Here is a 24,641-nt window from a genome sequence, read left to right as displayed (position 1 = left end):
CCCGTGGGCGCGGCCTGCCGCGCCCCGGTCATTGGAGGCCAGTGATGTCTGAAATACTCTCCCCTGAAAGCGCTCGGCTGCGGTTGCGCGCCTGGCGCGACGAAGACCTGCCGGCATTTGCCGCCCTCAACGCCGATCCGCAAGTCATGCGTTATTTCCCCTCGGTGATGACTGCCGATCAAAGCCACGCCCAGGCCGACGACATCCGCCGGTTTATGCAGCAGCACGGCTGGGGGTTCTGGGCGCTGGAAGTGAAAGGCGGCACGCCTTTTATCGGCTTTGTCGGGCTGGCGATGCGGGCGGACGATCTGCCTTGTTCCCCTTGCGTGGAAATTGGCTGGCGGCTGGCGGCCCCCCATTGGGGCAAGGGCTACGCCAGCGAAGCGGCCAGGGCGGTACTGGCTACCGCCTTTAACTCGCTGCAACTGGATGAGGTGGTGTCTTTTACCGCGGCCACCAACCAACCTTCGCGTCGGGTAATGGCGCGTATCGGCATGGCGTTCAACGGCGAAAACTTCCTGCACCCGCGCTTGCCGCTGGGCCATCCGCTGCAAAACCATGTAGTGTATCGGCTGGGACGGCAACAATGGCGGGCACAGCAATGCTGATCGTTTTTTCCGGGCTACCGGGCAGCGGTAAAACCACACTGGCACGAGCGCTGGCAGCCAGGCTGCCGGCCATCCATCTGCGTATAGACACTCTTGAGCAGGCGATCCGCAACAGCGGCATGCTGGCGGGCGACATTGGGCCGGCCGGTTACTTTGCCGCTTATGGCGTGGCCGAAGACAACCTGCGTTTGGGCCACAAGGTGATTGCCGACTCGGTCAACCCACTGCCGGTGACGCGGGCCGCCTGGCACAGCGCGGCGCAACGGGCCGGCACCGCTTGCTTTGATATTGAAGTTTACTGTTCCGACAGCGCCGAACACCGCCACCGGGTGGAAACCCGCAATGGGGATATCGCCGGGCTGAAACTCCCCGGTTGGCAGAGCGTTGCCGGCCATGACTATACGCCCTGGAGCACGCCTGTCGCCCGCATCGATACCGCCGGTCAGACGGTGGAAAACAGCCTCACCCGATTGCTGGCCTTGTTAAACGCCATGCCGCGCTAATACAGCGTATCCCGCAGCCGCTGCGGCAGTGCGCTGTCGTACTCGTCGCCGTCAAACTGCGTTTTACTCACCTCGGCCAGAATGTTGCCGGTGCTGGGCAGTGTCGAACGTTCAAGGTGGCTGGCTTCGTCCCACAGCCCTGAGCGCAATATCGCCCGGCTGCACTGGAAAAACACCGCCTCCACATGAATGCGCAGCACCGAACGCGGCAGCATTTTGCGGTGGGCGAAGCGCTGCAGCACCTCTTGCGCCACAACAATCTCCGCACGGCCGTTAATCCGCAGCGTTTCGCCGATACCGGGGATCAGCAACAGCAGCGCCACCCGGTTGTCGTGCAGGATATTGCGCAGGCTGTCTATGCGGTTGTTGCCGCGCCGGTCCGGCAGCAGCAGGGTTTTCTCATCTTCGATATGAATGAAACCGGGCGGGTCGCCGCGTGGGGAAACGTCCATCCCATCCGGGCCAACGGTGGACAATGCCGCAAAGGGCGCAGCTTCGATAAAGGGGCGGTAGACCGGATGAATGTAACTGACTTCTTTAAATACCGACGGTGCGGCGGGTTTGCCGTACAGCTGCTCCAGCGCGGCAAGATCGTTGATAATATCGCTTTGCATTGCTGCTCCCTGAATGGCTCACATTGACCCATTCAGGATAGAGCAAAATTACCGCCCGGCAATCCCTATTACCAGGCGCTGGCCTCGTTCAGCACCTCGATGTCGTCGGCGTCCAGTCTCAGCCGGGTGGCGGCGATCAGCTCATCCAACTGTTTTAACGACGTGGCGCTGACGATCGGCGCAGTGATGCCCGGCCGGGCAATCAACCAGGCCAGCGAGACTTGCGTCGGCGAGGTGCGATGTTTTTCCGCCACCCGATCCAACGCTGCCAAAATACGGAAACCGCGCGGGTTGAGATATTGCGCCACAATGCGGTCCCCGCGCTGGCTTTTACCCTCATCCTGCGCGCTGCGATACTTGCCGGTCAGGAAACCGCTGGCCAGCGAGAAGAAGTTGATCACCCCGAGGCCGTGGCGTTGCGTCACCGCCGCCAGCTCTTTTTCGAACCCTTCGCGCGCATACAGGTTGTATTCCGGTTGCAGGGTTTCGTAACGCGCCAGCCCTTCCCGTTCACTCACCTGCAGCGCCTCTTCCAGGCGATCGGCCTGATAGTTGGAAGCGCCGATCGCCCGTACCTTGCCGGCCTTGATCAACGCATCGAACGCGGCCAGGGTTTCCGCCAGCGGGGTATCGCGGTCATCGTCATGCGATTGATAGAGATCGATATAATCAGTCTGCAGGCGGCGCAACGAGTCTTCCACCGCCTGTCGGATGTAGCGCGGCGACAGCCCCTGTTTGCCTTCGCCCATCGGCTTGCCCACCTTGGTGGCGATGATCACCTGGTCGCGCTTACCGCTTTTTTTCAGCCATTCGCCAATCACGGTCTCCGATTCGCCGCCCTGATTGCCCGGCACCCAGCTCGAATAGACGTCGGCGGTATCAATGAAATTGAGCTGGTTTTCCACCAGCGTATCCAGCAGGCTGAATGAAGTCTCGCGATCCGCCGTCCAGCCAAACACATTGCCGCCGAAGGTTAATGCCGGTACCTGAATGCCCGAACGGCCCAATTCTCTTTTGCTCATTGCATGCTCCATGGAATAAATAGTTCGCAGGGTAATTATTGGCGAAGAATCAAGAAATCGTTAAAACGCATTGGCTATAAGTCAAAGCCGGTCGCTTATAAACATAGCAGGATAAAATTGACACTCTATTCAGATAATGCTGACGCTTCCTCCATATTTCCTTCATTTTTATGCCGTCTTTACTGGCTAAACTAGTATTCTGTAAGGAGTGTAACTTTTGTGGCAATGAGTGCCCGCACCCCTGCCTTTTGGAGAGAATTTTCGCCACCATGAATGCAAAAACCCAACGTCGTTCACTGCTGCCGCGCCTGCTGGTTGTGGTGATAGTGGTCATTGCCGCCGTTCTGATTTGGCGTCACTTCAATGCTGCTGCTCCCGCAACCGATGCTGCCTCTGCCGCACGTCACGCCGGCGGTGGCAAAGCCCCTGCGGGTGGCCGACGCGGCGCGCCGATGTCGCCGGTACAGGCGGCAACCGCCACCGAACAGACGGTACCGCGCTATCTCTCCGGGTTGGGCACCGCCACCGCCGCCAATACCGTCACCGTCACCAGCCGGGTCGACGGCCAACTGATGGCTATCCACTTTGCCGAAGGCCAGCAGGTCAAAGCTGGCGATCTGCTGGTCGAAATCGACCCGCGTCCGTTTGAAGTGCAACTGACGCAGGCTCTGGGGCAATTGGCCAAAGACCAGGCGACGCTCGCCAATGCGCGGCGAGATCTGGCGCGCTACCAGCAACTGGCTAAAACCAGCCTGGTTTCACGTCAGGATCTGGATACCCAGCTCTCGCTGGTGCAACAAACCGAAGGGGCGATCAAAGCCGATCAGGGTTCGGTCGACAGCGCCAAACTGCAAATCACCTACAGCCGCATCACCGCGCCGATTGACGGCCGCGTCGGCCTGAAGCTGGTCGACGTCGGCAACTACATCACCAGCGGCAGCACCACCGGCATCGTGGTGATCACCCAAACCCACCCTATCGACGTGGTGTTCACCCTGCCGGAAGGCAATATCGGCGATTTGCTCAAAGCGCAAAAAGCCGGCCCGATCGGCGTAGAAGCCTGGGACCGCACCAACCAGACTCAACTGGCGACCGGTTCGCTGCTGAGCCTGGACAACCAGATTGACACCACGACCGGCACCATCAAGCTGAAGGCGCGTTTCACCAATGAAGACGACGCGCTGTTCCCGAATCAGTTCGTCAACGCCCGGTTGAAGGTGGATACCCTGCATAACGCGATTGTCATCCCGACCGCCGCGCTGCAAATGGGCAACGAAGGCAACTTCGTCTGGACCCTGAGCGAAGACAACAAGGTCAGCAAGCACCGCGTGACCACCGGCGTGCAGGACAGCCGACAGGTAGTCATCAGCGCCGGCCTGAACGCCGGAGACCGGGTGGTGACCGACGGTATCGATCGCCTGACCGAAGGCATGCAGGTTGAAGTGGTGGCACCGCAGGCCACCACACCAGGCCGTCGACCGCTCGCACAGGGGAAATCCTGATGCAGGCGATGCCACCTAACGGCGGCGGTCCCTCCCGCCTGTTTATTCTGCGCCCGGTCGCCACCACGCTGTTGATGGTGGCTATTTTGCTGGCGGGGATTATCGGCTACCGCGCCCTGCCGGTTTCCGCCCTGCCGGAAGTGGATTACCCGACCATTCAGGTGGTTACGCTGTACCCCGGCGCCAGCCCGGACGTGGTCACCTCGGCCATCACCGCCCCGCTGGAACGTCAGTTTGGCCAGATGTCCGGCCTGAAACAAATGGCGTCGCAAAGTTCCGGCGGCGCGTCGGTGGTAACGCTGCAGTTCCAGCTTGAGCTGCCGCTCGACGTCGCCGAGCAGGAAGTGCAGGCGGCGATCAACTCCGCCACCAACCTGCTGCCGAGCGATCTGCCCTACCCGCCGATTTACAGCAAGGTCAACCCTGCGGATCCGCCAATCATGACGCTGGCCGTCACCTCGACCGCCATGCCGATGACCCAGGTGGAAGACATGGTGGAAACCCGCGTCGCACAAAAAATTTCCCAGGTGACCGGCGTGGGTCTGGTTACCCTCTCCGGCGGCCAGCGGCCTGCGGTGCGCGTGAAGCTCAACGCAGCGGCGGTGGCGGCCTACGGTCTGGACAGCGAAACCATTCGCACCGCCATCGGCAACGCTAACGTTAACTCCGCCAAAGGCAGCCTGGACGGGCCGACGCGCTCGGTGACGCTTTCCGCCAACGATCAGATGAAATCCGCCGACGACTACCGCCAGCTGATTGTCGCTTACCAAAACGGCGCGGCAATTCGGTTGCAGGATGTCGCTACCATCGAACAGGGGGCGGAAAATACCCGCCTGGCCGCCTGGGCCAACAAGCAACCGGCGATCGTGCTGAATATCCAGCGCCAGCCGGGGGTGAACGTGATCACCACCGCCGACAGCATTCGCGAAATGCTGCCGCAACTGATAAAAAGCCTGCCGAAGTCGGTGGACGTCAAGGTACTGACCGATCGCACCACCACCATTCGCGCTTCGGTCAACGACGTGCAGTTTGAATTGCTGCTGGCGGTCGCGCTGGTGGTGATGGTGATTTACGTGTTCCTGCGCAACGTGCCGGCCACCATCATCCCGAGCGTCGCGGTACCGCTGTCGCTGGTCGGCACCTTTGCCGCCATGTATTTTCTCGATTTCTCGATCAATAACCTGACGCTGATGGCGCTGACCATCGCCACCGGTTTTGTGGTCGATGACGCCATCGTGGTGATCGAAAACATATCGCGTTATATCGAAAAGGGTGAAAAACCGCTTGATGCGGCGCTGAAAGGCGCCGGCGAAATCGGCTTTACCATCATCTCGCTGACCTTCTCGCTGGTGGCGGTATTGATTCCGCTGTTGTTTATGGGGGATATCGTTGGCCGGCTGTTCCGCGAGTTCGCCGTGACGCTGGCAGTGGCGATCCTGATTTCCGCCGTGGTGTCGCTGACGCTGACGCCGATGATGTGCGCGCGCATGCTGAGCCACGAATCGCTACGCAAGCAGAACCGTTTTTCCGCCGCCTCCGAACGTTTCTTTGACCGGGTGATTGCGCAATACGGCAAGTGGCTGAAAATCGTGTTGAACCACCCGTGGCTGACGCTCGGCGTGGCACTCAGCACCCTGGCGCTGACGGTGCTGCTGTACCTGCTGATCCCGAAAGGCTTCTTCCCGTTGCAGGACAACGGCATTATTCAGGGCACGGTGGAAGCGCCGCAGACGGTGTCGTTCAGCAATATGGCCGAACGCCAACAACAGGTCGCGGCGGAAATCCTCAAAGATCCGGCGGTGGAAAGCCTGACGTCGTTCGTCGGCGTCGATGGCAACAACGCCACGCTCAACAGCGGTCGTTTGCAGATCAACCTTAAACCGCTGAGCGAGCGCAGTGAACGCATTCCGGCGATCATCGCCCGTCTGCAACAGCAGAGCGCGCAGTTCCCCGGCGTGAAACTGTATCTGCAACCGGTGCAGGATCTGACCATCGACACCCAGGTCAGCCGCACGCAATACCAGTTCACCTTGCAGGCGATGTCGCTGGACGATCTCAGCCTGTGGGTACCCAAACTGATGGCCGAGTTGACGCAGACGCCGCAGTTGGCGGACGTGACCAGCAACTGGCAGGATCAGGGACTGGTGGCTTACGTGAATGTCGATCGCGACTCGGCCTCGCGCCTTGGCATCAGCATGAGCGACGTGGACAACGCACTGTACAACGCCTTCGGCCAGCGGTTGATCTCGACCATTTACACCCAGGCCAACCAGTATCGCGTGGTGCTGGAGCACGATGTGAGCACCACGCCGGGGCTGGCAGCGCTGAACGATATCCGCCTGACCAGCAGCAACGGCACCACGGTGCCACTGAGCACCATCGCAAAAATCGAGGAACGCTTTGGGCCGCTGTCGGTCAACCATCTCGATCAATTCCCGGCGGCGACCATCTCGTTTAACGTGGCGGGCAACCATTCGCTGGGCGAAGCGGTAGACGCCATCACCCTGGCGGAAAAAAACCTCAACATGCCGAAAGACATCACCACCCAGTTCCAGGGCGCGACGCTGGCGTTCCAGGCGGCACTGGGCAGCACGCTATGGCTGATTCTGGCGGCGGTAGTGGCGATGTATATCGTGCTGGGCGTGCTGTACGAGAGCTTTATCCATCCGGTGACCATTCTCTCTACCCTGCCGACCGCCGGGGTCGGCGCACTGCTGGCGCTGATGATGGCCGGCAGCGAGCTGGACGTGATTGCCATTATCGGCATCATCTTGTTGATCGGTATCGTGAAGAAAAACGCCATCATGATGATCGACTTCGCGCTGGCCGCCGAACGTGAACAGGGGATGACGCCGTACGACGCGATTTATCAGGCCTGCCTGCTGCGTTTCCGGCCGATTCTGATGACCACGCTGGCCGCTTTGCTTGGCGCGCTGCCGCTGATGCTCAGCACCGGTGCGGGCGCAGAGCTGCGTCACCCGCTCGGGGTTTGTATGGTCGGCGGGCTGGTGATGAGCCAGATCCTGACGCTGTTCACCACGCCGGTTATCTATCTGCTGTTTGACAAACTGGCGCGCAACACCCGCCGCCAGCCTGATGCGCAGGAGCTGCCGTGAAATTCTTCGCCCTGTTCATCTACCGGCCGGTCGCCACCACGCTGCTGACGCTGGCGATAGCCATCAGCGGCGTGATTGGCTTTAGCCTGCTGCCGGTCTCGCCGCTGCCGCAGGTCGATTACCCGGTGATTTCGATCAGTGCCTCACTGCCGGGTGCCGATCCGGAAACCATGGCCTCGTCGGTGGCGACGCCGCTCGAACGTGCGCTGGGGAGGATTGCCGGGGTCAATGAGATGACCTCGATGAGCTCGCTGGGCAGCACGCGGGTGATCCTGCAATTCGATCTCAATCGCGATATCAACGGCGCCGCCCGCGACGTGCAGGCGGCGATCAACGCCGCGCAAAGCCTGCTGCCCACCGGCATGCCGAACCGCCCCAGCTACCGTAAGGTCAACCCGTCCGACGCGCCGATCATGATCCTGACGCTGACCTCGGAAACCTACAGCCAGGGCCAACTCTACGACTTTGCCTCCACCCAACTGGCACAGAAAATCGCCCAGACCGAAGGGGTGGGCGACGTCTCGGTCGGCGGTAGTTCGCTGCCTGCGGTGCGGGTGGAGTTGAACCCGACCGCCCTGTTCAACCAGGGCGTATCGCTGGACGCCGTGCGCCAGGCCATCAGCAGCGCCAACGTACGCAGGCCGCAGGGATCGGTGGAAAGCCCGCAGCAGCGCTGGCAAATACAGGCCAATGACGAGCTGAAAACCGCCGATGCCTATCGACCATTGATTATTCACTACAACAATGGCTCGGCAGTGCGGCTGGGGGATGTGGCCGAGGTCAAAGACTCGGTACAGGACGTGCGCAACGCCGGCATGACCAACGCCAAGCCGGCGATTATTCTGGCGATCAGCCGCGCGCCGGACGCCAACATCATTGAAACCGTCGATCGCATTCGCGCCGAATTGCCCGCATTGCAGGACACGATTCCGGCGTCAATCCAGCTGAACATCGCCCAGGACCGTTCGCCGACCATTCGCGCCTCGCTGGCGGAAGTGGAGCAGTCGCTGGTGATCGCCATAGGTTTGGTGATCCTGGTGGTATTCATCTTCCTGCGCTCCGGCCGCGCCACGCTGATCCCGGCGGTCGCGGTGCCGGTGTCGCTGATCGGCTCCTTCGCCGCCATGTATCTGTGCGGCTTCAGCCTGAATAACCTGTCGTTGATGGCGCTGACCATCGCCACCGGCTTTGTGGTCGATGACGCCATCGTGGTGCTGGAGAATATCTCGCGCCACGTCGAGGCCGGCATGAAACCGCTCAACGCCGCGCTGCAAGGGGTGCGGGAGGTCGGCTTTACCGTGCTGTCGATGAGCGTGTCGCTGGTGGCGGTGTTTATCCCGTTGCTGCTGATGGACGGCCTGCCCGGGCGGCTGTTTCGCGAGTTTGCCGTCACCCTGTCGGTGTCGATAGGGCTGTCGCTGATCGTCTCGCTGACGCTGACGCCAATGATGTGCGCCTACCTGCTGCGCCACCAGCCGGCGCGAGCGCAGCGGCGCATTCGCGGCTTCGGCAAAATGTTGCTGGCCTTGCAACAGGGCTACGGCCGCTCGTTGAATTGGGTGCTCGGCCACTCGCGGTGGGTGCTGGCGATATTTTTCGCCACCATCGCGCTCAACGTCTGGCTGTATGTCAGCATCCCGAAAACCTTCTTCCCGGAACAGGATACCGGCCGCCTGCTGGGCTTTATCCAGGCTGACCAGAGCATTTCCTTCCAGGCGATGCGAGTGAAACTGGAAGACTTCATGAAGATCGTGCGTGAAGACAAGGACGTGGAAAACGTCACCGGTTTTACCGGCGGTTCGCGCACCAACAGCGGGTCGATGTTTATCTCGCTGAAGCCGCTTTCGGTGCGCAGCGATGACGCGCAGAAGGTGATTGCCCGGCTGCGCGCCCGGCTGGCGAAAGAGCCGGGGGCCAGCCTGTTCTTGATGGCGGTGCAGGATATCCGCGTCGGCGGCCGGCAATCCAACGCCAGCTACCAGTACACGCTGCTGGCAGACGATCTCGCCGCGCTGCGCGAATGGGAGCCGAAAATCCGTACCGCGCTCGCCGCACTGCCGGAGCTGGCGGACGTCAACTCCGATCAACAGGACAAAGGCTCGGAAATGGATCTGATCTACGACCGTGAAACCATGGCACGGCTCGGCATTTCGGTCTCCGATGCCAACGCCCTGCTGAACAACGCCTTCGGCCAGCGGCAAATTTCCACCATCTATCAGCCGCTCAATCAGTACAAGGTGGTGATGGAAGTGGCGCCGCCCTATACCCAGGACGTCAGCTCGCTGGACAAGATGTTCGTGATAAACAAAGACGGCAAGGCGATCCCGCTGGCCTATTTCGCCCGCTGGCAGCCGGCCAATGCGCCGCTGTCGGTCAACCATCAGGGGCTGTCGGCGGCCTCGACCATCTCCTTTAACCTGCCGGACGGCGGCAGCTTGTCAGACGCCACCGCCGCGGTCGAACGCGCCATGACGACGCTCGGCGTACCGTCCACGGTGCGCGGCGCCTTTGCCGGTACCGCGCAGGTCTTCCAGGATACGCTGAAATCCCAGGTGTTCCTGATCGCCGCCGCGATCGCCACGGTGTATATCGTGCTCGGCGTGCTCTACGAGAGCTATATTCACCCGCTGACTATCTTGTCGACCCTGCCTTCCGCCGGGGTCGGCGCGCTGCTGGCGCTGGAGCTGTTTGGCGCACCGTTCAGCCTGATCGCGTTGATCGGCATTATGCTGTTGATCGGTATCGTGAAGAAGAACGCCATCATGATGGTCGACTTCGCTCTCGATGCGCAGCGCAACGGCGGCATCGGCGCACGAGAAGCCATTTTCCAGGCTTGTCTGCTGCGTTTTCGGCCGATTATGATGACCACGCTGGCGGCGCTGTTCGGCGCGCTGCCACTGGTGCTGACCACCGGTGACGGCGCGGAGTTGCGCCAGCCGCTCGGCATCACCATCGCCGGCGGTCTGATCATGAGCCAGTTGCTGACGCTGTACACCACGCCGGTGGTGTATCTGTATTTTGACCGGCTGCAGATGAAGTTCCGGCGCGGCAAGAAATTGGATCCGCTGCCTCACTAATGATTAACCCGGTTGACTGATGATCATAAAACGCACCGCCTCAGTACAGTGGCAACTCTGGATCGTGGCGTTCGGCTTCTTTATGCAGACGCTGGACACCACCATCGTCAATACCGCCCTGCCGTCGATGGCCCTCAGCCTGGGGGAGAACCCGCTGCGCATGCAATCGGTGATCGTCTCCTACGTGCTGACGGTAGCCGTGATGCTGCCTGCCAGCGGCTGGCTGGCGGACCGGGTTGGGGTGCAGCGGGTGTTCTTCAGCGCCATCGTGCTGTTCACCCTCGGCTCAATCCTGTGCGCCCGTTCTGAGACCCTGAATGAGCTGATCGCTTCGCGCGTGATCCAGGGCATCGGCGGCGCGATGATGGTGCCGGTCGGCCGCCTGACGGTAATGAAGATCGTGCCGCGCGAGCAATATATGGCGGCGATGACCTTCGTCACCCTGCCCGGCCAGATAGGCCCGTTGATGGGGCCGGCGTTGGGCGGTTTTTTGGTGCAGTACGCCAGCTGGCACTGGATTTTCCTGATCAATATCCCGGTCGGCATCGCCGGCGCCCTCGCCACGCTGCTGCTGATGCCCAACTACCGCATGCAGACCCGGCGCTTCGACGTCAGCGGCTTTATCATGCTGGCTATCGGGATGGCGACGCTGACGCTGGCGCTTGACGGCCACAAGGGCATGGGGCTGTCCATCGCCACTATCGCCGGGCTGGTGGCTATGGGCATTGCGGCGCTGGCAGGTTACTGGTGGCATGCGCGCGGTAACAACCGGGCTCTGTTCTCCCTGCGTCTGTTCAGGACCCAAACCTACAAGGTGGGGTTAACCGCCAGCCTGCTTGGCCGCATCGGCAGCGGCATGCTGCCGTTTATGACCCCGCTGTTCATGCAGGTGGGCATGGGGTTTTCGCCGTTCCACGCCGGGCTGATGATGATCCCGATGATTATCGGCAGCATGGGGATGAAACGTATCGTGGTGCGGGTGGTTAACCGTTTCGGTTACCGCAACGTGCTGGTGGCCGCCACGCTGATGCTGGCGTTGATCAGCCTGAGCTTCCCGCTGGTGGCGATGATCGGCTGGATCTGGCTGCTGCCGGTGGTGCTGTTCTTCCAGGGCATGGTCAACTCGCTGCGCTTCTCGGCAATGAATACCCTGACGCTGAAAGATCTGCCGGACCGCCTGGCCAGCAGCGGCAACAGCCTGCTGTCGATGGTGATGCAGTTGTCCATGAGCCTGGGCGTCAGCATCGCCGGGATCCTGATTGGCAGTTTTGCCCATCACCAGGTGGTCACCGACAGCCCGGCGATACACAGCGCATTTATTTACAGCTACGGCTGTATGGCGTTAATCATTGCCCTGCCCGCGCTGGCCTTTGCCCGCGTGCCGCCGGATAGCGCGCCAAACCGTACGCTGACCAAAGAACCGGGCACCGGTTCAACGAGGTTACAAAAATGAGAATAGGCATTACCGGGAAACTGTTTCTGGCCATCTTCGCCACCTGCATGCTGGTGCTGATCACCATGCACTGGGGCGTGCGCGTCAGCTTTGAACGCGGCTTCATCGACTACATCAAGCACAGCAACGAACAACGTATCAACATGCTGAGCGAAGCGCTGGAAGAGCAGTACAGCCAACACGGCAACTGGGTTTTTCTGCGCAATAACGATCAGGTGATTTACCAGATCATGCGCTCGTTCGAACAAAACAGCGACAGCAGCCATAATCTGCCGCCCAAAGGCTGGCGCACTCAGTTTTGGGTGGTGGACAACCAATTCAACCGGTTGGTGGGGCATTCCGGCCCGGTGCCCAAAGAAGGCCCGCGCCATCCGATCCGCTACAACAACGAGATCGTCGGCTGGGTGATCACCACGCCGGTCGAGCGGCTGACCCGCAATACCGATATCAATTTCGATCAGCAGCAAAAACGCACCAGTTGGATGATAGTCGCACTCTCCACGCTGCTGGCGGCGGCGGTGACCTGGTTGATGTCGCGCGGGCTGTTGGCGCCGGTCAAGCGGCTGGTCGCCGGCACCCACCGGCTGGCGGCCGGTGATTTCAGCACCCGCGTGACCGTCGACAGCCAGGATGAGCTCGGTCGATTGGCGCAGGATTTCAATCAGCTCGCCACCTCGCTGGAAAAGAACGAGCAGATGCGGCGTGCTTTTATGGCCGACGTGTCGCACGAGCTGCGCACCCCGCTGGCAGTGCTGCGTGGCGAACTGGAGGCATTGCAGGACGGCGTGCGCCAGCCGACGCAGGCTTCATTCAGCTCCCTGCAGGCGGAAGTCACCACCCTGACCAAGCTGGTGGACGATCTGCATCAGCTTTCGCTGTCCGATCTCGGCGCGCTGGCCTACCGTAAATCGGCGGTGGACTGCGTGCATTTGCTGCAAATTGCGGTCGCCACCTTCCGCGAGCGTTTTCGCGCCAAAGGGCTTGAGATCGTCACCCTGCTGCCGGAACAGGCGACGCTGTTCGGCGATCCCGATCGTCTCAATCAGTTGTTCAACAACCTGCTGGAGAACAGCCTGCGTTACACCGACGCCGGCGGTAAGCTGGAAATTGGTGCAGAACAGTTGCCGGGCCGGTTACGGCTTTACTGGCAGGACAGCGGGCCGGGCGTCAACGACGAACAGCTGGCGCGCATTTTCGAACGCTTCTACCGCACCGAAGGTTCGCGCAACCGCGCCAGCGGCGGTTCCGGCCTGGGGTTGTCGATCTGTCAAAACATTGTGGAAGCCCACAACGGCCGGATCTTTGCTGCGCACTCGCCTTTGGGCGGCGTGCAGATTACAGTAGAATTTGCCACCCCGATAATGAATAAGGCGCCATGATGGAATCCCAGAATCAGCCGTTGCAAATCATGATTGTTGAAGATGAACCCAAGCTGGGCCAGCTGCTGGTGGACTATCTCCAGGCCGCGGGATACGCCACCCGCTGGCTGACCAACGGCAGCGAGGTGGTGCCGGCGGTACATGAACACTCCCCGGCGCTGATCCTGCTGGATTTAATGCTGCCGGGCAGCGACGGGCTGACGGTATGCCGCGAACTGCGCCGTTTTACCGATGTCCCGGTGGTGATGGTGACAGCGAAGATTGAGGAGATCGATCGCCTTCTGGGGCTGGAAATTGGCGCGGACGATTACATCTGCAAGCCTTACAGCCCACGAGAAGTGGTGGCGCGGGTGAAAACCATTTTGCGCCGCTGCTACCGGCCGCTGGAAAACCAGCAGGAAGAAACGCAGTTGCATATCGACGAACCGCGTTTTCAGGCCAGCTATCAGGGCCAGATGCTGGATCTCACCCCGGCGGAATTCCGCCTGTTGAAGACCCTGGCCAGCCAGCCGGGCAACGTCTTCTCGCGTGAGCAATTGCTGAATAATCTGTATGACGACTACCGGGTGGTGACCGACCGAACCATCGACAGCCACATCAAAAACCTGCGGCGCAAGCTGGAGCTGATCGACGGTGAAAAATCGTTTATCCGCTCGGTATACGGCGTGGGCTATCGCTGGGAATCCGAGCCTTGTCGGCTGATAAACGGGCTATAGGGTCCAGTCTTCAACGTCCAGCCCGGACACCATGCCGAAGGCCCGATCGCTAGTGACCATTGTCGCGCCCCGGCTAAGCGCATGCGCGGCAATCAACTGGTCCAGCGCGCCCAGGACTTTGCCTTTTTTCTCCATGCTCGCCTGCATCACGCCATAACAGCGGGCAGCTTCGCTATCCCAGTCATAAACGGTCACCGCGGCTAAAAACGCCGTTACCATGGCTTTCAACGCTTTACTCTGCCGCTTGGCCACGCCAAAAAGCAGCTCTGCCTCCGTGATGCTGGAAATGCATACGGTGGAAGGCGGCACCTTTTCCATCGCACTCAGCAAACCTGGGTGCCGGCGAAACAGGTGGCTCACGGTATTGGTGTCAAACATATACATGCTTACTCTTCCTCTGCGAAAGGATCCCGGTCGGCAATGCCCTGTTGGCGTTCATCCGCGCCCAGAAAATCATGCGGCACCGGCGTTTTGGCGATTATGTTCAACAGCGGCTCCCAACTGTCCGGTTTTGCCGGGTATTTCGATAAAATCACATTCCCCTCCCGATCGCGGCGGATATATACGCGATCTGTGTCAAATTCAAATTCCACGGGTAACCTCACCGCCTGATTTCTGCCATTTTTAAACAGCTTTGCGATTCTTTCCATCTTCACCCTCCTGACAGGCATAGGCCAAAGCACATGCCTGTACAGCGTCGATGCCAAGATGATTGGCTTGTTTTTTAATCGCATTGTTTTGCGATGCGGCAAACCTTAGCGCGCAATGCCCTTCAGCGGAATACCGCGTTATCCAATGTGCGGCACGCTGCGCAATTTGGGGCATCGGGATCGCCATTAGCTTCCCGTGCTTTGGCGCCCTTTACGGGAGAAACTCAACGCCAACGCAAAAAAATTGCGTCTTTTTTAAGCTATGCTGCGCAAGGGATGTTTATTAGCCGCCCAATTTCAAGCTATTGGCTACACTTACATCACTTATCGGAACCCACAGGAGAGGAACCATGGCAATCGGTCACTATGAACTGAAAAAAGCAAAGAATGGGCAATACCACTTCAACCTGAAAGCCAGTAATGGCGAGATCATTCTGGGCAGTGAGATGTACGCCAGCAAAGCCTCGGCGGAGAATGGCATTGCCTCGGTGCAAACCAATTCTCCTCACGAAGCGCAATACGAATTGAAACACAGCACCAGCAATCAACCTTACTTTGTACTGAAAGCCAAGAACCATCAGGTGATCGGCGTCAGTGAAATGTACAGTTCTGAAACTGCCGCGAAAAACGGCATTCAGTCGGTGATCAAGAACGGCCCGAGCACCGACGTACGCGATTTAAGCGCGTAGCTTCGTCACCCGGCGCGCGATGATCGCCATCGCGCGTTTTTCTAATGACCAGGATCAATTCCCCTGTAATAAATCCGGTTAACTGCTGATTTCTTGCCGCGCTGTCGCTACAATTCCCCGCTTTTACTGCGCCATTTGGTGGTGCGTTATACCCACTGGTTTTCATGTTGCAGTCAACAACGCTGCAGTTTGAAAAACACAGGTATACTGACCTGAAATCAGACCGAGACTCATTATGTTTACACCGGAACTCCTCTCCCCGGCCGGAACGCTGAAAAACATGCGTTACGCCTTTGCCTATGGTGCCGATGCGGTTTATGCCGGCCAGCCGCGTTACAGCCTGCGGGTGCGTAACAACGAATTCAATCACGAGAATCTGGCGCAGGGGATCAACGAAGCCCACGCGCTGGGCAAGAAGTTCTACGTGGTGGTAAACATCGCTCCGCACAACGCCAAACTGAAAACCTTTCTGCGCGATCTTAAACCGGTGATCGACATGGGCCCGGACGCGCTGATCATGTCCGATCCGGGCCTTATCATGATGGTGCGCGAAGCCTTCCCGCAGATGGACATTCATCTGTCGGTGCAGGCTAATGCGGTCAACTGGGCTACGGTGAAGTTCTGGCAGCAGATGGGGCTGACTCGCGTGATCCTGTCGCGTGAGCTGTCGCTGGAGGAGATCGCCGAGATCCGCAGCCAGGTGCCCGAGATGGAGCTGGAAATCTTCGTGCACGGCGCCCTGTGCATGGCCTACTCCGGCCGCTGCCTGCTGTCCGGCTATATCAACAAGCGCGATCCCAACCAAGGCACCTGCACCAACGCCTGCCGCTGGCAGTACAAGGCGGAAGAAGGCAAAGAGGATGACACCGGCAACATCGTGCATTTGCATGAGCCGATCCCGGTGCAGACCGTCGAGCCGACGCTGGGTATCGGCGCACCGACCGACAAGGTGTTCATGCTCTCCGAAGCGCAAAAGCCGGATGAATACATGAGCGCCTTCGAAGATGAACACGGCACCTACATCATGAACTCGAAGGACCTGCGCGCCATCCAGCACGTAGAGCGTCTGACTCAACTCGGCGTGCATTCGCTGAAAATTGAAGGCCGCACCAAGTCCTTTTACTACTGCGCACGCACCGCACAGGTTTACCGCCGCGCCATTGACGATGCAGTCGCGGGCAAGCCGTTCGACCCCTCGCTGCTTACCACGCTGGAAGGCCTGGCGCACCGCGGTTACACCGAAGGATTCTTGCGCCGTCACGTGCATGAAGCCCAGCAAAATTACGACTACGGTTCCTCGCTGTCCGAACGCCAACAGTTCGTCGGCGAATTTACCGGCGTAAGGCGCGACGGCTGGGCGGAAGTGGACGTGAAAAACAAGTTTATGATCGGCGACAGTGTGGAGATGATGACCCCCGGCGGTAACGTGTTGTTTACTCTGGAGAGCATGCAGAATAAAAAGGGCGAAGCGATCGACGTGGCCCCCGGCAACGGGCATATCGTTTATTTGCCGATCCCCCAGGATATCGATCTCAATTACGCATTGCTGATCCGCAATTTACCGGACACCCAGAGTCCCGCCGCGTAAAAACACCCATCGCCACCCTTCGGTGGCGATTTTTAGCAAATATTAGAATTGGATCACATCAATGACTTCTCAGCTTGGTTATTATCAGGCTGCTTAAAACCAAGAATGAAAAATATTTGCATAGCAATACTAGGAACCACCTCCTTAGCCGGTCCAATCTCCCTTGGGCTGGCTTTTTCTTTGGTGCCGTCAAAATACCCGCAGATGAAACCCTAATATTTTTCAACATTTAAAATTGTCGAGTTATCTATTTTAATAACACACCGCTCCGCATTTCGATATAAATACCCAACCTCATCGATTAATTAAACCATTAAAAAAACTCGCTACTGATACCGCACCTATATCTTAAATTAAGTCAAACATGCAGAAATAATCACTGGCCCGCTGACGATAATCAGAATTAACTGAATATTCTGATGGTCTGCTCTCCGCTTGTAGTTTATCGTTTTAGTCCAAAGCATTTGTCAGCCGGGAGAGAGGGAATGAGTCAACACACGTCAGCGCTACTTATCATTAATGGCAAAGGCGCCGGCAACGAAGAAGTTCGCCTTGCGGTGCAGAAGCTGCGGGATGAGGGCCAGATCCTGCACGTTCGCGTGACCTGGGAACAGGGTGACGCAGCGCGCTATGTGAAGGAAGCTTGTCAACTGGGCGTCGCCACGCTGATTGCCGGCGGCGGTGACGGCACCATCAACGAAGTGGCCGCCGCGCTGACAGCACTGCCTGCGGGCAACCGTCCGGCACTGGGCATACTGCCGCTGGGTACCGCCAATGACTTTGCCGTGGCCTGCAATATCCCGCTAATGCCGGAACAGGCGCTGCAGTTGGCGACTAAAGGCCGTGCGGTGCCGATCGATCTGGCGAAGGTCAATGACGAACGTTACTTTATCAACATGGCGACCGGCGGTTTCGGCACCCGCATCACCACCGAAACGCCGGAAAAACTAAAGGCCGTACTGGGTGGCGTTTCTTACTTTATTCATGGCCTGCTGCGCATGGATACGCTGAAAGCCGACCGCTGCGAGATCCGCGGGCCGGATTTTCAGTGGTCCGGAGACGCGCTGGTGATTGGCATCGGCAACGGCAAGCAGGCCGGAGGCGGCCAGCAGCTGTGCCCGGACGCGTTAATCAATGACGGGCTGCTGCAGCTGCGGTTGTTGATCGCGGACGAACTGCTGCCGGCGTTGGTGGCCAGCCTGGTTAACGGCGAGGAAAACAAAAACGTGGTTAGCGCCGCGCTGCCTTGGCTGGAAATCAATGCGCCGCACGAGATCACCTTTAACCTCGACGGCGAGCCGCTGAAGGGCACGCATTTCCGCATCGAAGTGCTGCCGAACGCCATTGAATGCCGCCTGCCGCCCAACTGCGAGCTGCTGGGCTAAGGCCGCCCTTTCTCTGATCCCTGGGCGCAGCCAGCCTGCTGCGCCACCTTGCCGGTTCCCCCTCCTCCTTTCCCTCATTACGCGATGAAATGTGATCTTCCCCGGCAAATCCTTTAAGTCATACTTGTATGGTAGTTAGTTCATGGCGTATTTTTCCCCTATTAATGACCCGTGGGAACAGGATGTAGACGTTATGAAAATTGTTAACGCAGAGGTGTTTGTCACTTGCCCAGGCAGGAATTTTGTCACGCTGAAGATCACCACCGACGATGGCATTACCGGCATCGGCGACGCCACCCTCAACGGCCGCGAACTGCCGGTAGCCTCCTACCTGAAAGATCATGTCTGCCCGCAGTTGATCGGCCGCGATGCCCACCAGATCGAAGACATCTGGCAATTCTTCTATAAAGGCGCCTACTGGCGGCGCGGCCCGGTCACCATGTCCGCCATCTCCGCCGTCGATATGGCGCTGTGGGACATCAAGGCCAAGGCGGCCAATATGCCGCTGTATCAGCTGCTGGGCGGCGCATCGCGCACCGGCGTAATGGTTTACTGCCACACCACCGGCCATTCTATCGACGAAGTGCTCGACGACTACGCCAAACATAAAGAGCTGGGCTTTAAAGCCATCCGCGCCCAGTGCGGTGTACCGGGCATGAAAACCACCTACGGCATGGCCAAAGGCAAAGGGCTGGCCTATGAACCAGCCACCAAAGGCAACTGGCCGGAAGAACAGCTGTGGTCCACGGAGAAATACCTCGATTTCACCCCCAAACTGTTCGAGGCGGTGCGCAACAGGTTCGGTTTTGACGAACATCTGCTGCACGACATGCACCACCGGTTGACGCCGATCGAGGCTGCGCGTTTTGGCAAAAGCATTGAACAGTACCGGCTGTTCTGGATGGAAGATCCGACCCCGGCGGAGAACCAGGAATGCTTCCGGTTGATCCGCCAGCATACCGTTACGCCTATCGCCGTCGGCGAAGTCTTCAACAGCATCTGGGACTGCAAACAGCTGATTGAAGAACAACTTATCGACTATATCCGCACCACTCTCACCCACGCCGGCGGTATCACCGGCATGCGCCGCATCGCCGATTTCGCCTCGCTGTATCAGGTGCGTACCGGTTCGCATGGCCCTTCCGATCTGTCGCCTGTCTGCATGGCGGCGGCGCTGCACTTTGATCTGTGGGTACCGAATTTTGGCGTGCAGGAATACATGGGTTACTCCGAACAAATGCTCGAGGTGTTCCCGCACAGCTGGACCTTCAACGACGGCTACATGCACCCGGGCAACAAACCGGGGTTGGGCATTGAGTTCGACGAAAAACTGGCCGCACGCTATCCGTACGAACCGGCCTATCTGCCGGTCGCGCGCCTGGAGGACGGCACCTTATGGAACTGGTAACGGGAGAACGCGCGATGCAAAGCGTGGTGATTGAACAACCTGGCCGGCTGGTTATCCAGCAGCGCCCGCTGCCGCAGCCGGCGGCCGGCGAAGTACGGGTAAAGGTGAAGTTTGCCGGTATCTGCGGCTCCGATGTGCACATATATCATGGGCATAACCCGTTCGCCCGCTACCCGCGCGTGATCGGCCATGAGTTTTTCGGCGTGATTGACCAGGTGGGCGACGATGTCGACCCGCAACGTATCGGCGAACGCGTTTCGGTGGATCCGGTGGTGAGCTGCGGCCATTGTTATCCTTGTTCCATCGGGCGTCCCAACGTCTGTACCGAGCTGCAGGTGATCGGCGTGCACCGCGACGGCGGCTTCAGCGACTATGCCTGCGCCCCGGCGCGCAATGCTTACCGCATTCCGGAAAGCATCAGCGATCGCCACGCCGCGATGGTCGAGCCTTTCACCATTGCCGCCAATATCACCGCCCATCTGCAACCCGGGGCCGAGGATATCGCGCTGATCTACGGCGCCGGGCCGATGGGGCTGACGGTGATCCAGACGCTGAAAGGGGTTTACGGCGTGAAGCAGGTGATTGTCACCGACCGCATCGCTGAACGGCTGGCTATGGCGCAAGAAAACGGTGCCGACTGGACGTTCAATAACGCCGAGGCTTCGCTGCCGGCCGAACTGGAACAGCGCGGTATCCGCCCGACGCTGATCGTCGACGCCGCCTGCCACCCGGCCATTTTGCAGGAAGCCATTCATCTGGCGTCACCGGCGGCGCGCATTGGCATCATGGGTTTCTCCGGCGATGCCTGCACCGTCACCCAGCAAAGCATCACCAGCAAGGAGCTGTCTATCTTCTCCTCGCGCCTCAACAGCGCCCGCTTCCCGCAGGTCATCGACTGGATGGCCAGCGGAAAAATCGACCCGCAGCGGTTAATCACCCATTGCGTAGCCGCCAGTGAAGTGGAACAGGCGATGCTGACGTTCGAAAAAGACCAGCGCACCTGCTGCAAAGTGTTACTGCAATTCAGTTAGTTTTGTTACTACCGGGGCATCGGGCGGCCTGGCCGCCCTTGCAGAAAATAAAGCATCAAAATTAGAAATATATGGAGTGCTTTTATGTTTAAAAACCTGCGTTGGACCATAGTATTCCTGCTGTTCATGGTCTTTATGATCAACTACCTCGACCGCGTCGCGCTGTCGATTACCGTACCGATGATCGAAAAAGATCTGATGCTGAACGCCGAACAGTTCGGCCTCATCTTCGGCAGCTTCTTCTTCGGCTACGCCATCTTCAACTTTATCGGCGGACTGGCGGTCGACAAGTACGGCCCGACGCTGGTGCTCGGCATCGCCGTGGCCTTATGGTCAATCTTCTGCGGCATGACGGCGTTCGCCACCGGCTTCTATTCCATGCTGATCCTGCGCATCCTGTTCGGCATGGCCGAAGGGCCGATCAGCTCTTCCGCCAACAAAATGATCAACGGCTGGTTCCCGAAGAAACAGGCGGCCACCGCCATGGGCCTGCTCAGCGCAGGTTCCCCCCTGGGCGGCGCGGTAGCCGGGCCGATCGTCGGCTATCTGGCGCTGGCGTTCGGCTGGCGGGTGGCGTTTATGATCATCTGTTCGATCGGCATCGTCTGGATGCTGGCGTGGTTCTTCGTGGTGGCGGATAACCCGGCCAAGAGCAAGCACGTCAGCGAAAACGAGCGGGCGCTGATCAACAAACTGAAAGAGGAAAAAATCAGCGAAGAAGAAGAGCTGAGCGACGCCGCGCATGGGTTAGGCTACTACCTGAAGCAGCCGATCATCCTGGTCACCGCGTTCGCCTTCTTCTGCTACAACTACATCCTTTTCTTCTTCCTGAGCTGGTTCCCGGCGTATCTGGTGCAGGCACACAACCTGAACATCAAGGAAATGAGTCTTACCACCATGATCCCGTGGATTGTCGGCTTCGTTGGGCTGGCGCTCGGCGGCTATATCTCCGACAAGATTTTCAATATCACCGGCAAGCTGCTGCTGTCACGCAAGATCGTATTGGTGACCAGCCTGTTGGCGGCGGCCATTTGCGTAGCATTCGCGGGTACCGTCAGCAGCGTGGTGCCGGCGGTGATGCTGATGTCGGTCTCTATCTTCTTCCTGTATATCACCGGTGCCATTTATTGGGCGATCATTCAGGACGTAGTGCATAAATCCCGGGTCGGCGGCGCCAGCGGCTTTGTTCATATGATCGGCAGCGTATCGGGGATCATTGGCCCGGTAGTGACCGGTTATATCGTGCAGAATACCGGTAAATTCGACAGCGCCTTTATCCTGGCCGGCGGCGTGGCCGCGCTCGGCGCCGTGCTGGTGTTGCTGGTGATCAAGGCACCGCGCAATACCGCACAACCGCAGATCTCGAAACACTAACCCCTTCGGGGCGGCCAACGTCGCCCCGCTCTTTCAGAGATTTCAGCATGACACTTTCCAGCAACAGCGCGCTGCCGGCGGCAATTGCCCAGCCAGGTTACGCCCGTGAACGCATAAAGCCCCGCATTGTCCACCTCGGCTTTGGCGCCTTTTTCCGCGCACATCAGGCCGTGTATGCCGAGCAGTTGGCCAACGATCACGCCGGCGACTGGGGTTACTGCGTGATCAGCATGCATAACGGCCAGCAAAAAATCGCCGATCTGCAGCAGCAGGATTTACTGTATACGGTCGCCGAAATGGACGGCAACGGCTGGCGCGGCCGGACGATAGGCGTGATCAGACAGGCGCTGCACCTGCAGGTCGACGGAGTGGAGGCGGTACTCGACGCCATGACGCAGCCAGATATTGCCATAGTTTCATTGACCGTCAGCGAGAAAGGCTACTGCTATCACCCCGCCAGTGGCCAGTTGATGCTCAATCACCCGGACATTCAGCACGACATCGCCAACCCGCTGCGGCCATTGTCCGCGCCGGGGCTGATCCTGGCTGCGCTGCGCTTGCGCCGGGAGCGCGGCCTGCCTGCATTTAGCGTGATGTCCTGCGACAACATGCCGGCCAACGGCCAGGTAACCCGCAACGTCGTCATTCAGTTGGCGCAGCGGCAGGATGCCGGGTTGGCCGACTGGGTACGGCAAAATGTCCGCTTTCCTTCCACCATGGTAGACCGCATAGTCCCGGCGGTGACGCCGGAAACCCAACGCCGGTTGCAGGCATTGCTGGGCGGCGTGAACGACGCGGTCGGCGTGGTCTGCGAGCCCTTTCGCCAATGGGTGATCGAAGACGACTTCCCGCAGGGGCGGCCTGAGTGGGAGCGAGCGGACGCCCAACTGGTCAGCGACGTGCTGCCGTATGAGGAAATGAAGCTGCGGATGCTGAACGGCAGCCACTCGTTCCTTGCCTATCTCGGCTATCTGGCCGGTTATCCGCACGTCAGCGACTGCATGCAGGATGAGGATTTTGTCCGCGCCGCTCGCCATTTAATGTTGGCGGAACAAGCGCCGACGCTGCAGGTAAGCGGTGTCGATTTGGCGCATTACGCCGACTCATTGTTGCAGCGCTACCGTAACAGCGCATTGAAACACCGCACCGGGCAGATCGCCATGGACGACACGCAAAAACTGCCGCAGCGCCTGCTGGATCCCATTCGCCATCATCTGGCGCACGGCAGCCGTTTTGACGCTCTGGCACTGGCCGTGGCCGGTTGGATGCGCTACGTCGGTGGCCAGGATGAGCAGGGTCGCCCGATAGACATCAGCGATCCGTTGCGTGAACGCATTGCCGATCGGGTGGCGGGCAGCAAGGAAGGCCCACAGCGCGTGCTTGCGTTGCTCCAGTTGGAAACGGTATTTGGCCATGACCTGCCGGACAGCCCGTGCTTCGTCAGCGCAGTGACTCAGGCTTATCTGGCGCTATTGGATAAGGGAGCAAAAACCGCCGTCGCCGGATTAGCGGTTAGTTGATAGATCGATTGAAATTCATCAGGCTGCAGCGGGATTTATCCGCCCGCAGCCCCAAGATAATCTGCTAGTATGGTGGCATCCACAGCAAGTCGGGTCACTGATTGTCGCCATGTCTGAATCCTACAGCCTCACCAACACCCTTCCGGTCAACCAGCAAATTTACCGTTTCCTGCGTAAAGACATTGTCGACTGCACCATTCCGCCCGGCACGCTGCTTTCCGAAAAAGAAATTTCCACCCGCTTTAGCGTTTCGCGCCAACCGGTGCGCGAGGCTTTCATCAAGCTGGCGGAGGCCGGGTTGGTGCAGATACTGCCGCAACGCGGCACTTTCGTGATGAAGATTTCCGCCAAGCGGGTGGCCGACGGGCGCTTTATCCGTCAGGCAGTGGAATGCGCGATCGTCCGCCGCGTGGCGCAGCGGATCACGCCGGAACAGCTGATGACGCTGGAGCACAATTTGCATCGTCAGGAACTGGCGGCGCAAAACCAACAGACGCGCGAGTTTTTGACGCTGGACGATGAGTTCCACCAGTTGCTGACCCAGTTCGCCGACTGCCCGCTGGCCTGGGAAACCATCGAAACCATCAAGGCCACCATGGACCGGGTGCGTTTTCTCAGCCTGAGCGAGGTATCGCCGCCGGAAAGCCTGATCCAGCAGCATTATCGGATCTTTGCCGCGCTGAAAGCCCAAGATGCGGATGCCGCCGAGCGCGCCATTCATGAGCATCTGCAGGAGATGATCTACTCTATTACGCCGATCGCCCTGCAAAACACCGAGTGGTTCGATATCGAGTAATCAGCCAGTTACCGCGCCGGGGGCGATCGCCCTCGCGTATTTGCCCCTGCAAATGGAATTTCCTCTCAATCGCATCTATTGTTTCTCCTTGCCAAAGGAAATTCAGTAGTCTCGTTCTTACAGCTTTAATCACCGCTTTCTGCTATGCCGGTGACCCAATATCCCCTATGGCTTTCAAGTTGCAGCCAGGGCTTGAAAGACGACGGGGAT

Annotated in this window: 21 protein-coding genes; 16 read left to right on the top strand and 5 right to left on the bottom strand. The window is 59.2% G+C overall.

All coding sequences use genetic code 11. The annotated features are described in order from the left end of the window. Positions 1 to 44 precede the first annotated feature (44 nt). The gene (locus tag QZQ97_RS17270) at positions 45 to 608 is read left to right on the top strand and encodes a GNAT family N-acetyltransferase (RefSeq protein ID WP_311994444.1); all 564 of its coding nucleotides are present in this window, start codon (positions 45 to 47) and stop codon (positions 606 to 608) included. After that, the gene (locus tag QZQ97_RS17265; protein WP_311994443.1) at positions 602 to 1,111 is read left to right on the top strand and encodes an AAA family ATPase; all 510 of its coding nucleotides are present in this window, start codon (positions 602 to 604) and stop codon (positions 1,109 to 1,111) included. The genes QZQ97_RS17270 and QZQ97_RS17265 overlap by 7 nt, the downstream gene beginning before the upstream one ends. On the opposite strand, the gene QZQ97_RS17260 is transcribed toward QZQ97_RS17265, so the two are convergent. Next, positions 1,108 to 1,725 carry a pyridoxamine 5'-phosphate oxidase family protein gene (locus tag QZQ97_RS17260; RefSeq protein ID WP_311994442.1) on the bottom strand — a complete coding sequence of 206 codons (618 nt, stop codon included), beginning with the start codon at positions 1,723 to 1,725 and terminating at the stop codon, positions 1,108 to 1,110. The genes QZQ97_RS17265 and QZQ97_RS17260 overlap by 4 nt on opposite strands. Positions 1,726 to 1,793: 68 nt before the next feature. Continuing rightward, on the bottom strand, positions 1,794 to 2,747 hold the full coding sequence (locus QZQ97_RS17255; RefSeq protein WP_311994441.1) for an aldo/keto reductase: 954 nt from the start codon (positions 2,745 to 2,747) through the stop codon (positions 1,794 to 1,796). 269 nt (positions 2,748 to 3,016) lie between these two features. Here QZQ97_RS17255 and QZQ97_RS17250 point away from each other — a divergent pair, with 269 nt between their 5' ends. From QZQ97_RS17250 to baeR, 6 genes are read left to right on the top strand one after another with little or no spacing between them, the layout of a single operon-like run. Next, positions 3,017 to 4,249, top strand: coding sequence for an MdtA/MuxA family multidrug efflux RND transporter periplasmic adaptor subunit (locus QZQ97_RS17250; RefSeq protein ID WP_311994440.1), 1,233 nt, complete (start codon positions 3,017 to 3,019; stop codon positions 4,247 to 4,249). Beyond that, positions 4,249 to 7,365, top strand: a complete 3,117-nt coding sequence (locus tag QZQ97_RS17245; protein ID WP_311994439.1) for an MdtB/MuxB family multidrug efflux RND transporter permease subunit — start codon at positions 4,249 to 4,251, stop codon at positions 7,363 to 7,365. Before QZQ97_RS17250 ends, QZQ97_RS17245 begins: the two co-directional genes overlap by 1 nt. Further along, positions 7,362 to 10,442, top strand: a complete 3,081-nt coding sequence (mdtC, locus tag QZQ97_RS17240) for a multidrug efflux RND transporter permease subunit MdtC (protein WP_311994438.1) — start codon at positions 7,362 to 7,364, stop codon at positions 10,440 to 10,442. The genes QZQ97_RS17245 and mdtC overlap by 4 nt, the downstream gene beginning before the upstream one ends. Before the next feature lie 19 nt (positions 10,443 to 10,461). Further along, a complete protein-coding gene (locus QZQ97_RS17235) occupies positions 10,462 to 11,895 on the top strand; it encodes an MFS transporter (RefSeq protein WP_311994437.1) in 1,434 nt (477 codons plus the stop codon). Next, complete coding sequence (gene baeS / locus QZQ97_RS17230; protein WP_311994436.1) at positions 11,892 to 13,274, top strand: two-component system sensor histidine kinase BaeS; 1,383 nt, start codon at positions 11,892 to 11,894, stop codon at positions 13,272 to 13,274. Before QZQ97_RS17235 ends, baeS begins: the two co-directional genes overlap by 4 nt. Continuing rightward, positions 13,274 to 13,990 carry a two-component system response regulator BaeR gene (baeR, locus tag QZQ97_RS17225; RefSeq protein WP_004951961.1) on the top strand — a complete coding sequence of 239 codons (717 nt, stop codon included), beginning with the start codon at positions 13,274 to 13,276 and terminating at the stop codon, positions 13,988 to 13,990. Before baeS ends, baeR begins: the two co-directional genes overlap by 1 nt. Here the strand turns inward: baeR and QZQ97_RS17220 are convergent. Genes QZQ97_RS17220 through QZQ97_RS17210 form a run of 3 tightly spaced genes read right to left on the bottom strand, consistent with a single transcriptional unit; the run spans position 13,985 to position 14,827 of the window. Next, a complete protein-coding gene (locus QZQ97_RS17220) occupies positions 13,985 to 14,374 on the bottom strand; it encodes a type II toxin-antitoxin system VapC family toxin (RefSeq protein WP_311994435.1) in 390 nt (129 codons plus the stop codon). The genes baeR and QZQ97_RS17220 overlap by 6 nt on opposite strands. A gap of 2 nt (positions 14,375 to 14,376) precedes the next feature. Then, positions 14,377 to 14,640 (bottom strand): antitoxin, encoded by a 264-nt coding sequence (locus QZQ97_RS17215; RefSeq protein ID WP_006318240.1) that lies wholly within the window; start codon positions 14,638 to 14,640, stop codon positions 14,377 to 14,379. Beyond that, positions 14,615 to 14,827: a hypothetical protein gene (locus tag QZQ97_RS17210; protein WP_311994434.1), complete on the bottom strand. Its 213-nt coding sequence runs from the start codon at positions 14,825 to 14,827 to the stop codon at positions 14,615 to 14,617. The genes QZQ97_RS17215 and QZQ97_RS17210 overlap by 26 nt, the downstream gene beginning before the upstream one ends. 163 nt (positions 14,828 to 14,990) lie before the next feature. Between QZQ97_RS17210 and QZQ97_RS17205 the strand changes: the two genes are divergently transcribed. The 8 genes from QZQ97_RS17205 to QZQ97_RS17170 all read left to right on the top strand — a co-directional run bounded on the left by QZQ97_RS17205 (position 14,991) and on the right by QZQ97_RS17170 (position 24,431). Then, positions 14,991 to 15,329 carry a YegP family protein gene (locus QZQ97_RS17205; RefSeq protein WP_126484534.1) on the top strand — a complete coding sequence of 113 codons (339 nt, stop codon included), beginning with the start codon at positions 14,991 to 14,993 and terminating at the stop codon, positions 15,327 to 15,329. A gap of 235 nt (positions 15,330 to 15,564) precedes the next feature. Further along, on the top strand, positions 15,565 to 16,917 hold the full coding sequence (gene trhP, locus QZQ97_RS17200) for a prephenate-dependent tRNA uridine(34) hydroxylase TrhP (protein ID WP_311994433.1): 1,353 nt from the start codon (positions 15,565 to 15,567) through the stop codon (positions 16,915 to 16,917). 485 nt (positions 16,918 to 17,402) lie between these two features. After that, a complete protein-coding gene (gene yegS / locus QZQ97_RS17195) occupies positions 17,403 to 18,302 on the top strand; it encodes a lipid kinase YegS (RefSeq protein ID WP_311994432.1) in 900 nt (299 codons plus the stop codon). Between the two features lie 193 nt (positions 18,303 to 18,495). Beyond that, positions 18,496 to 19,710: a D-mannonate dehydratase ManD gene (manD, locus tag QZQ97_RS17190; protein ID WP_311994431.1), complete on the top strand. Its 1,215-nt coding sequence runs from the start codon at positions 18,496 to 18,498 to the stop codon at positions 19,708 to 19,710. 14 nt (positions 19,711 to 19,724) lie between these two features. Continuing rightward, positions 19,725 to 20,741: a Zn-dependent oxidoreductase gene (locus QZQ97_RS17185; RefSeq protein ID WP_311994550.1), complete on the top strand. Its 1,017-nt coding sequence runs from the start codon at positions 19,725 to 19,727 to the stop codon at positions 20,739 to 20,741. 84 nt (positions 20,742 to 20,825) lie between these two features. Then, entirely contained in the window at positions 20,826 to 22,115 is a 1,290-nt protein-coding gene (locus QZQ97_RS17180; RefSeq protein WP_311994430.1) for an MFS transporter, read from the top strand. Positions 22,116 to 22,162: 47 nt separating this feature from the next. Next, the gene (locus QZQ97_RS17175; protein ID WP_311994429.1) at positions 22,163 to 23,635 is read left to right on the top strand and encodes a mannitol dehydrogenase family protein; all 1,473 of its coding nucleotides are present in this window, start codon (positions 22,163 to 22,165) and stop codon (positions 23,633 to 23,635) included. 109 nt (positions 23,636 to 23,744) lie between these two features. After that, positions 23,745 to 24,431, top strand: coding sequence for a GntR family transcriptional regulator (locus QZQ97_RS17170; protein WP_006318231.1), 687 nt, complete (start codon positions 23,745 to 23,747; stop codon positions 24,429 to 24,431). Positions 24,432 to 24,641 lie beyond the last annotated feature (210 nt).

This window comes from Serratia sp. root2, from assembly GCF_031931805.1.
GTDB lineage: Bacteria > Pseudomonadota > Gammaproteobacteria > Enterobacterales > Enterobacteriaceae > Serratia > Serratia inhibens.
Note: the sequence above shows the minus strand (reverse complement) of the source record. Positions and strands in the feature narration are given on the sequence as shown.

Bases quoted from the DNA above. Each gene is read 5' to 3' on its own strand.
- QZQ97_RS17270 (WP_311994444.1), top strand. From the start codon at position 45: ATGTCTGAAATACTCTCCCCTGAAAGCGCTCGGCTGCGGTTGCGCGCC.
- QZQ97_RS17265 (WP_311994443.1), top strand. From the start codon at position 602: ATGCTGATCGTTTTTTCCGGGCTACCGGGCAGCGGTAAAACCACACTG.
- QZQ97_RS17260 (WP_311994442.1), bottom strand. From the start codon at position 1,725: ATGCAAAGCGATATTATCAACGATCTTGCCGCGCTGGAGCAGCTGTAC.
- QZQ97_RS17255 (WP_311994441.1), bottom strand. From the start codon at position 2,747: ATGAGCAAAAGAGAATTGGGCCGTTCGGGCATTCAGGTACCGGCATTA.
- QZQ97_RS17250 (WP_311994440.1), top strand. From the start codon at position 3,017: ATGAATGCAAAAACCCAACGTCGTTCACTGCTGCCGCGCCTGCTGGTT.
- QZQ97_RS17245 (WP_311994439.1), top strand. From the start codon at position 4,249: ATGCAGGCGATGCCACCTAACGGCGGCGGTCCCTCCCGCCTGTTTATT.
- QZQ97_RS17235 (WP_311994437.1), top strand. From the start codon at position 10,462: ATGATCATAAAACGCACCGCCTCAGTACAGTGGCAACTCTGGATCGTG.
- baeS (WP_311994436.1), top strand. From the start codon at position 11,892: ATGAGAATAGGCATTACCGGGAAACTGTTTCTGGCCATCTTCGCCACC.
- baeR (WP_004951961.1), top strand. From the start codon at position 13,274: ATGGAATCCCAGAATCAGCCGTTGCAAATCATGATTGTTGAAGATGAA.
- QZQ97_RS17220 (WP_311994435.1), bottom strand. From the start codon at position 14,374: ATGTATATGTTTGACACCAATACCGTGAGCCACCTGTTTCGCCGGCAC.
- QZQ97_RS17215 (WP_006318240.1), bottom strand. From the start codon at position 14,640: ATGGAAAGAATCGCAAAGCTGTTTAAAAATGGCAGAAATCAGGCGGTG.
- QZQ97_RS17210 (WP_311994434.1), bottom strand. From the start codon at position 14,827: ATGGCGATCCCGATGCCCCAAATTGCGCAGCGTGCCGCACATTGGATA.
- QZQ97_RS17205 (WP_126484534.1), top strand. From the start codon at position 14,991: ATGGCAATCGGTCACTATGAACTGAAAAAAGCAAAGAATGGGCAATAC.
- trhP (WP_311994433.1), top strand. From the start codon at position 15,565: ATGTTTACACCGGAACTCCTCTCCCCGGCCGGAACGCTGAAAAACATG.
- yegS (WP_311994432.1), top strand. From the start codon at position 17,403: ATGAGTCAACACACGTCAGCGCTACTTATCATTAATGGCAAAGGCGCC.
- manD (WP_311994431.1), top strand. From the start codon at position 18,496: ATGAAAATTGTTAACGCAGAGGTGTTTGTCACTTGCCCAGGCAGGAAT.
- QZQ97_RS17185 (WP_311994550.1), top strand. From the start codon at position 19,725: ATGCAAAGCGTGGTGATTGAACAACCTGGCCGGCTGGTTATCCAGCAG.
- QZQ97_RS17180 (WP_311994430.1), top strand. From the start codon at position 20,826: ATGTTTAAAAACCTGCGTTGGACCATAGTATTCCTGCTGTTCATGGTC.
- QZQ97_RS17175 (WP_311994429.1), top strand. From the start codon at position 22,163: ATGACACTTTCCAGCAACAGCGCGCTGCCGGCGGCAATTGCCCAGCCA.
- QZQ97_RS17170 (WP_006318231.1), top strand. From the start codon at position 23,745: ATGTCTGAATCCTACAGCCTCACCAACACCCTTCCGGTCAACCAGCAA.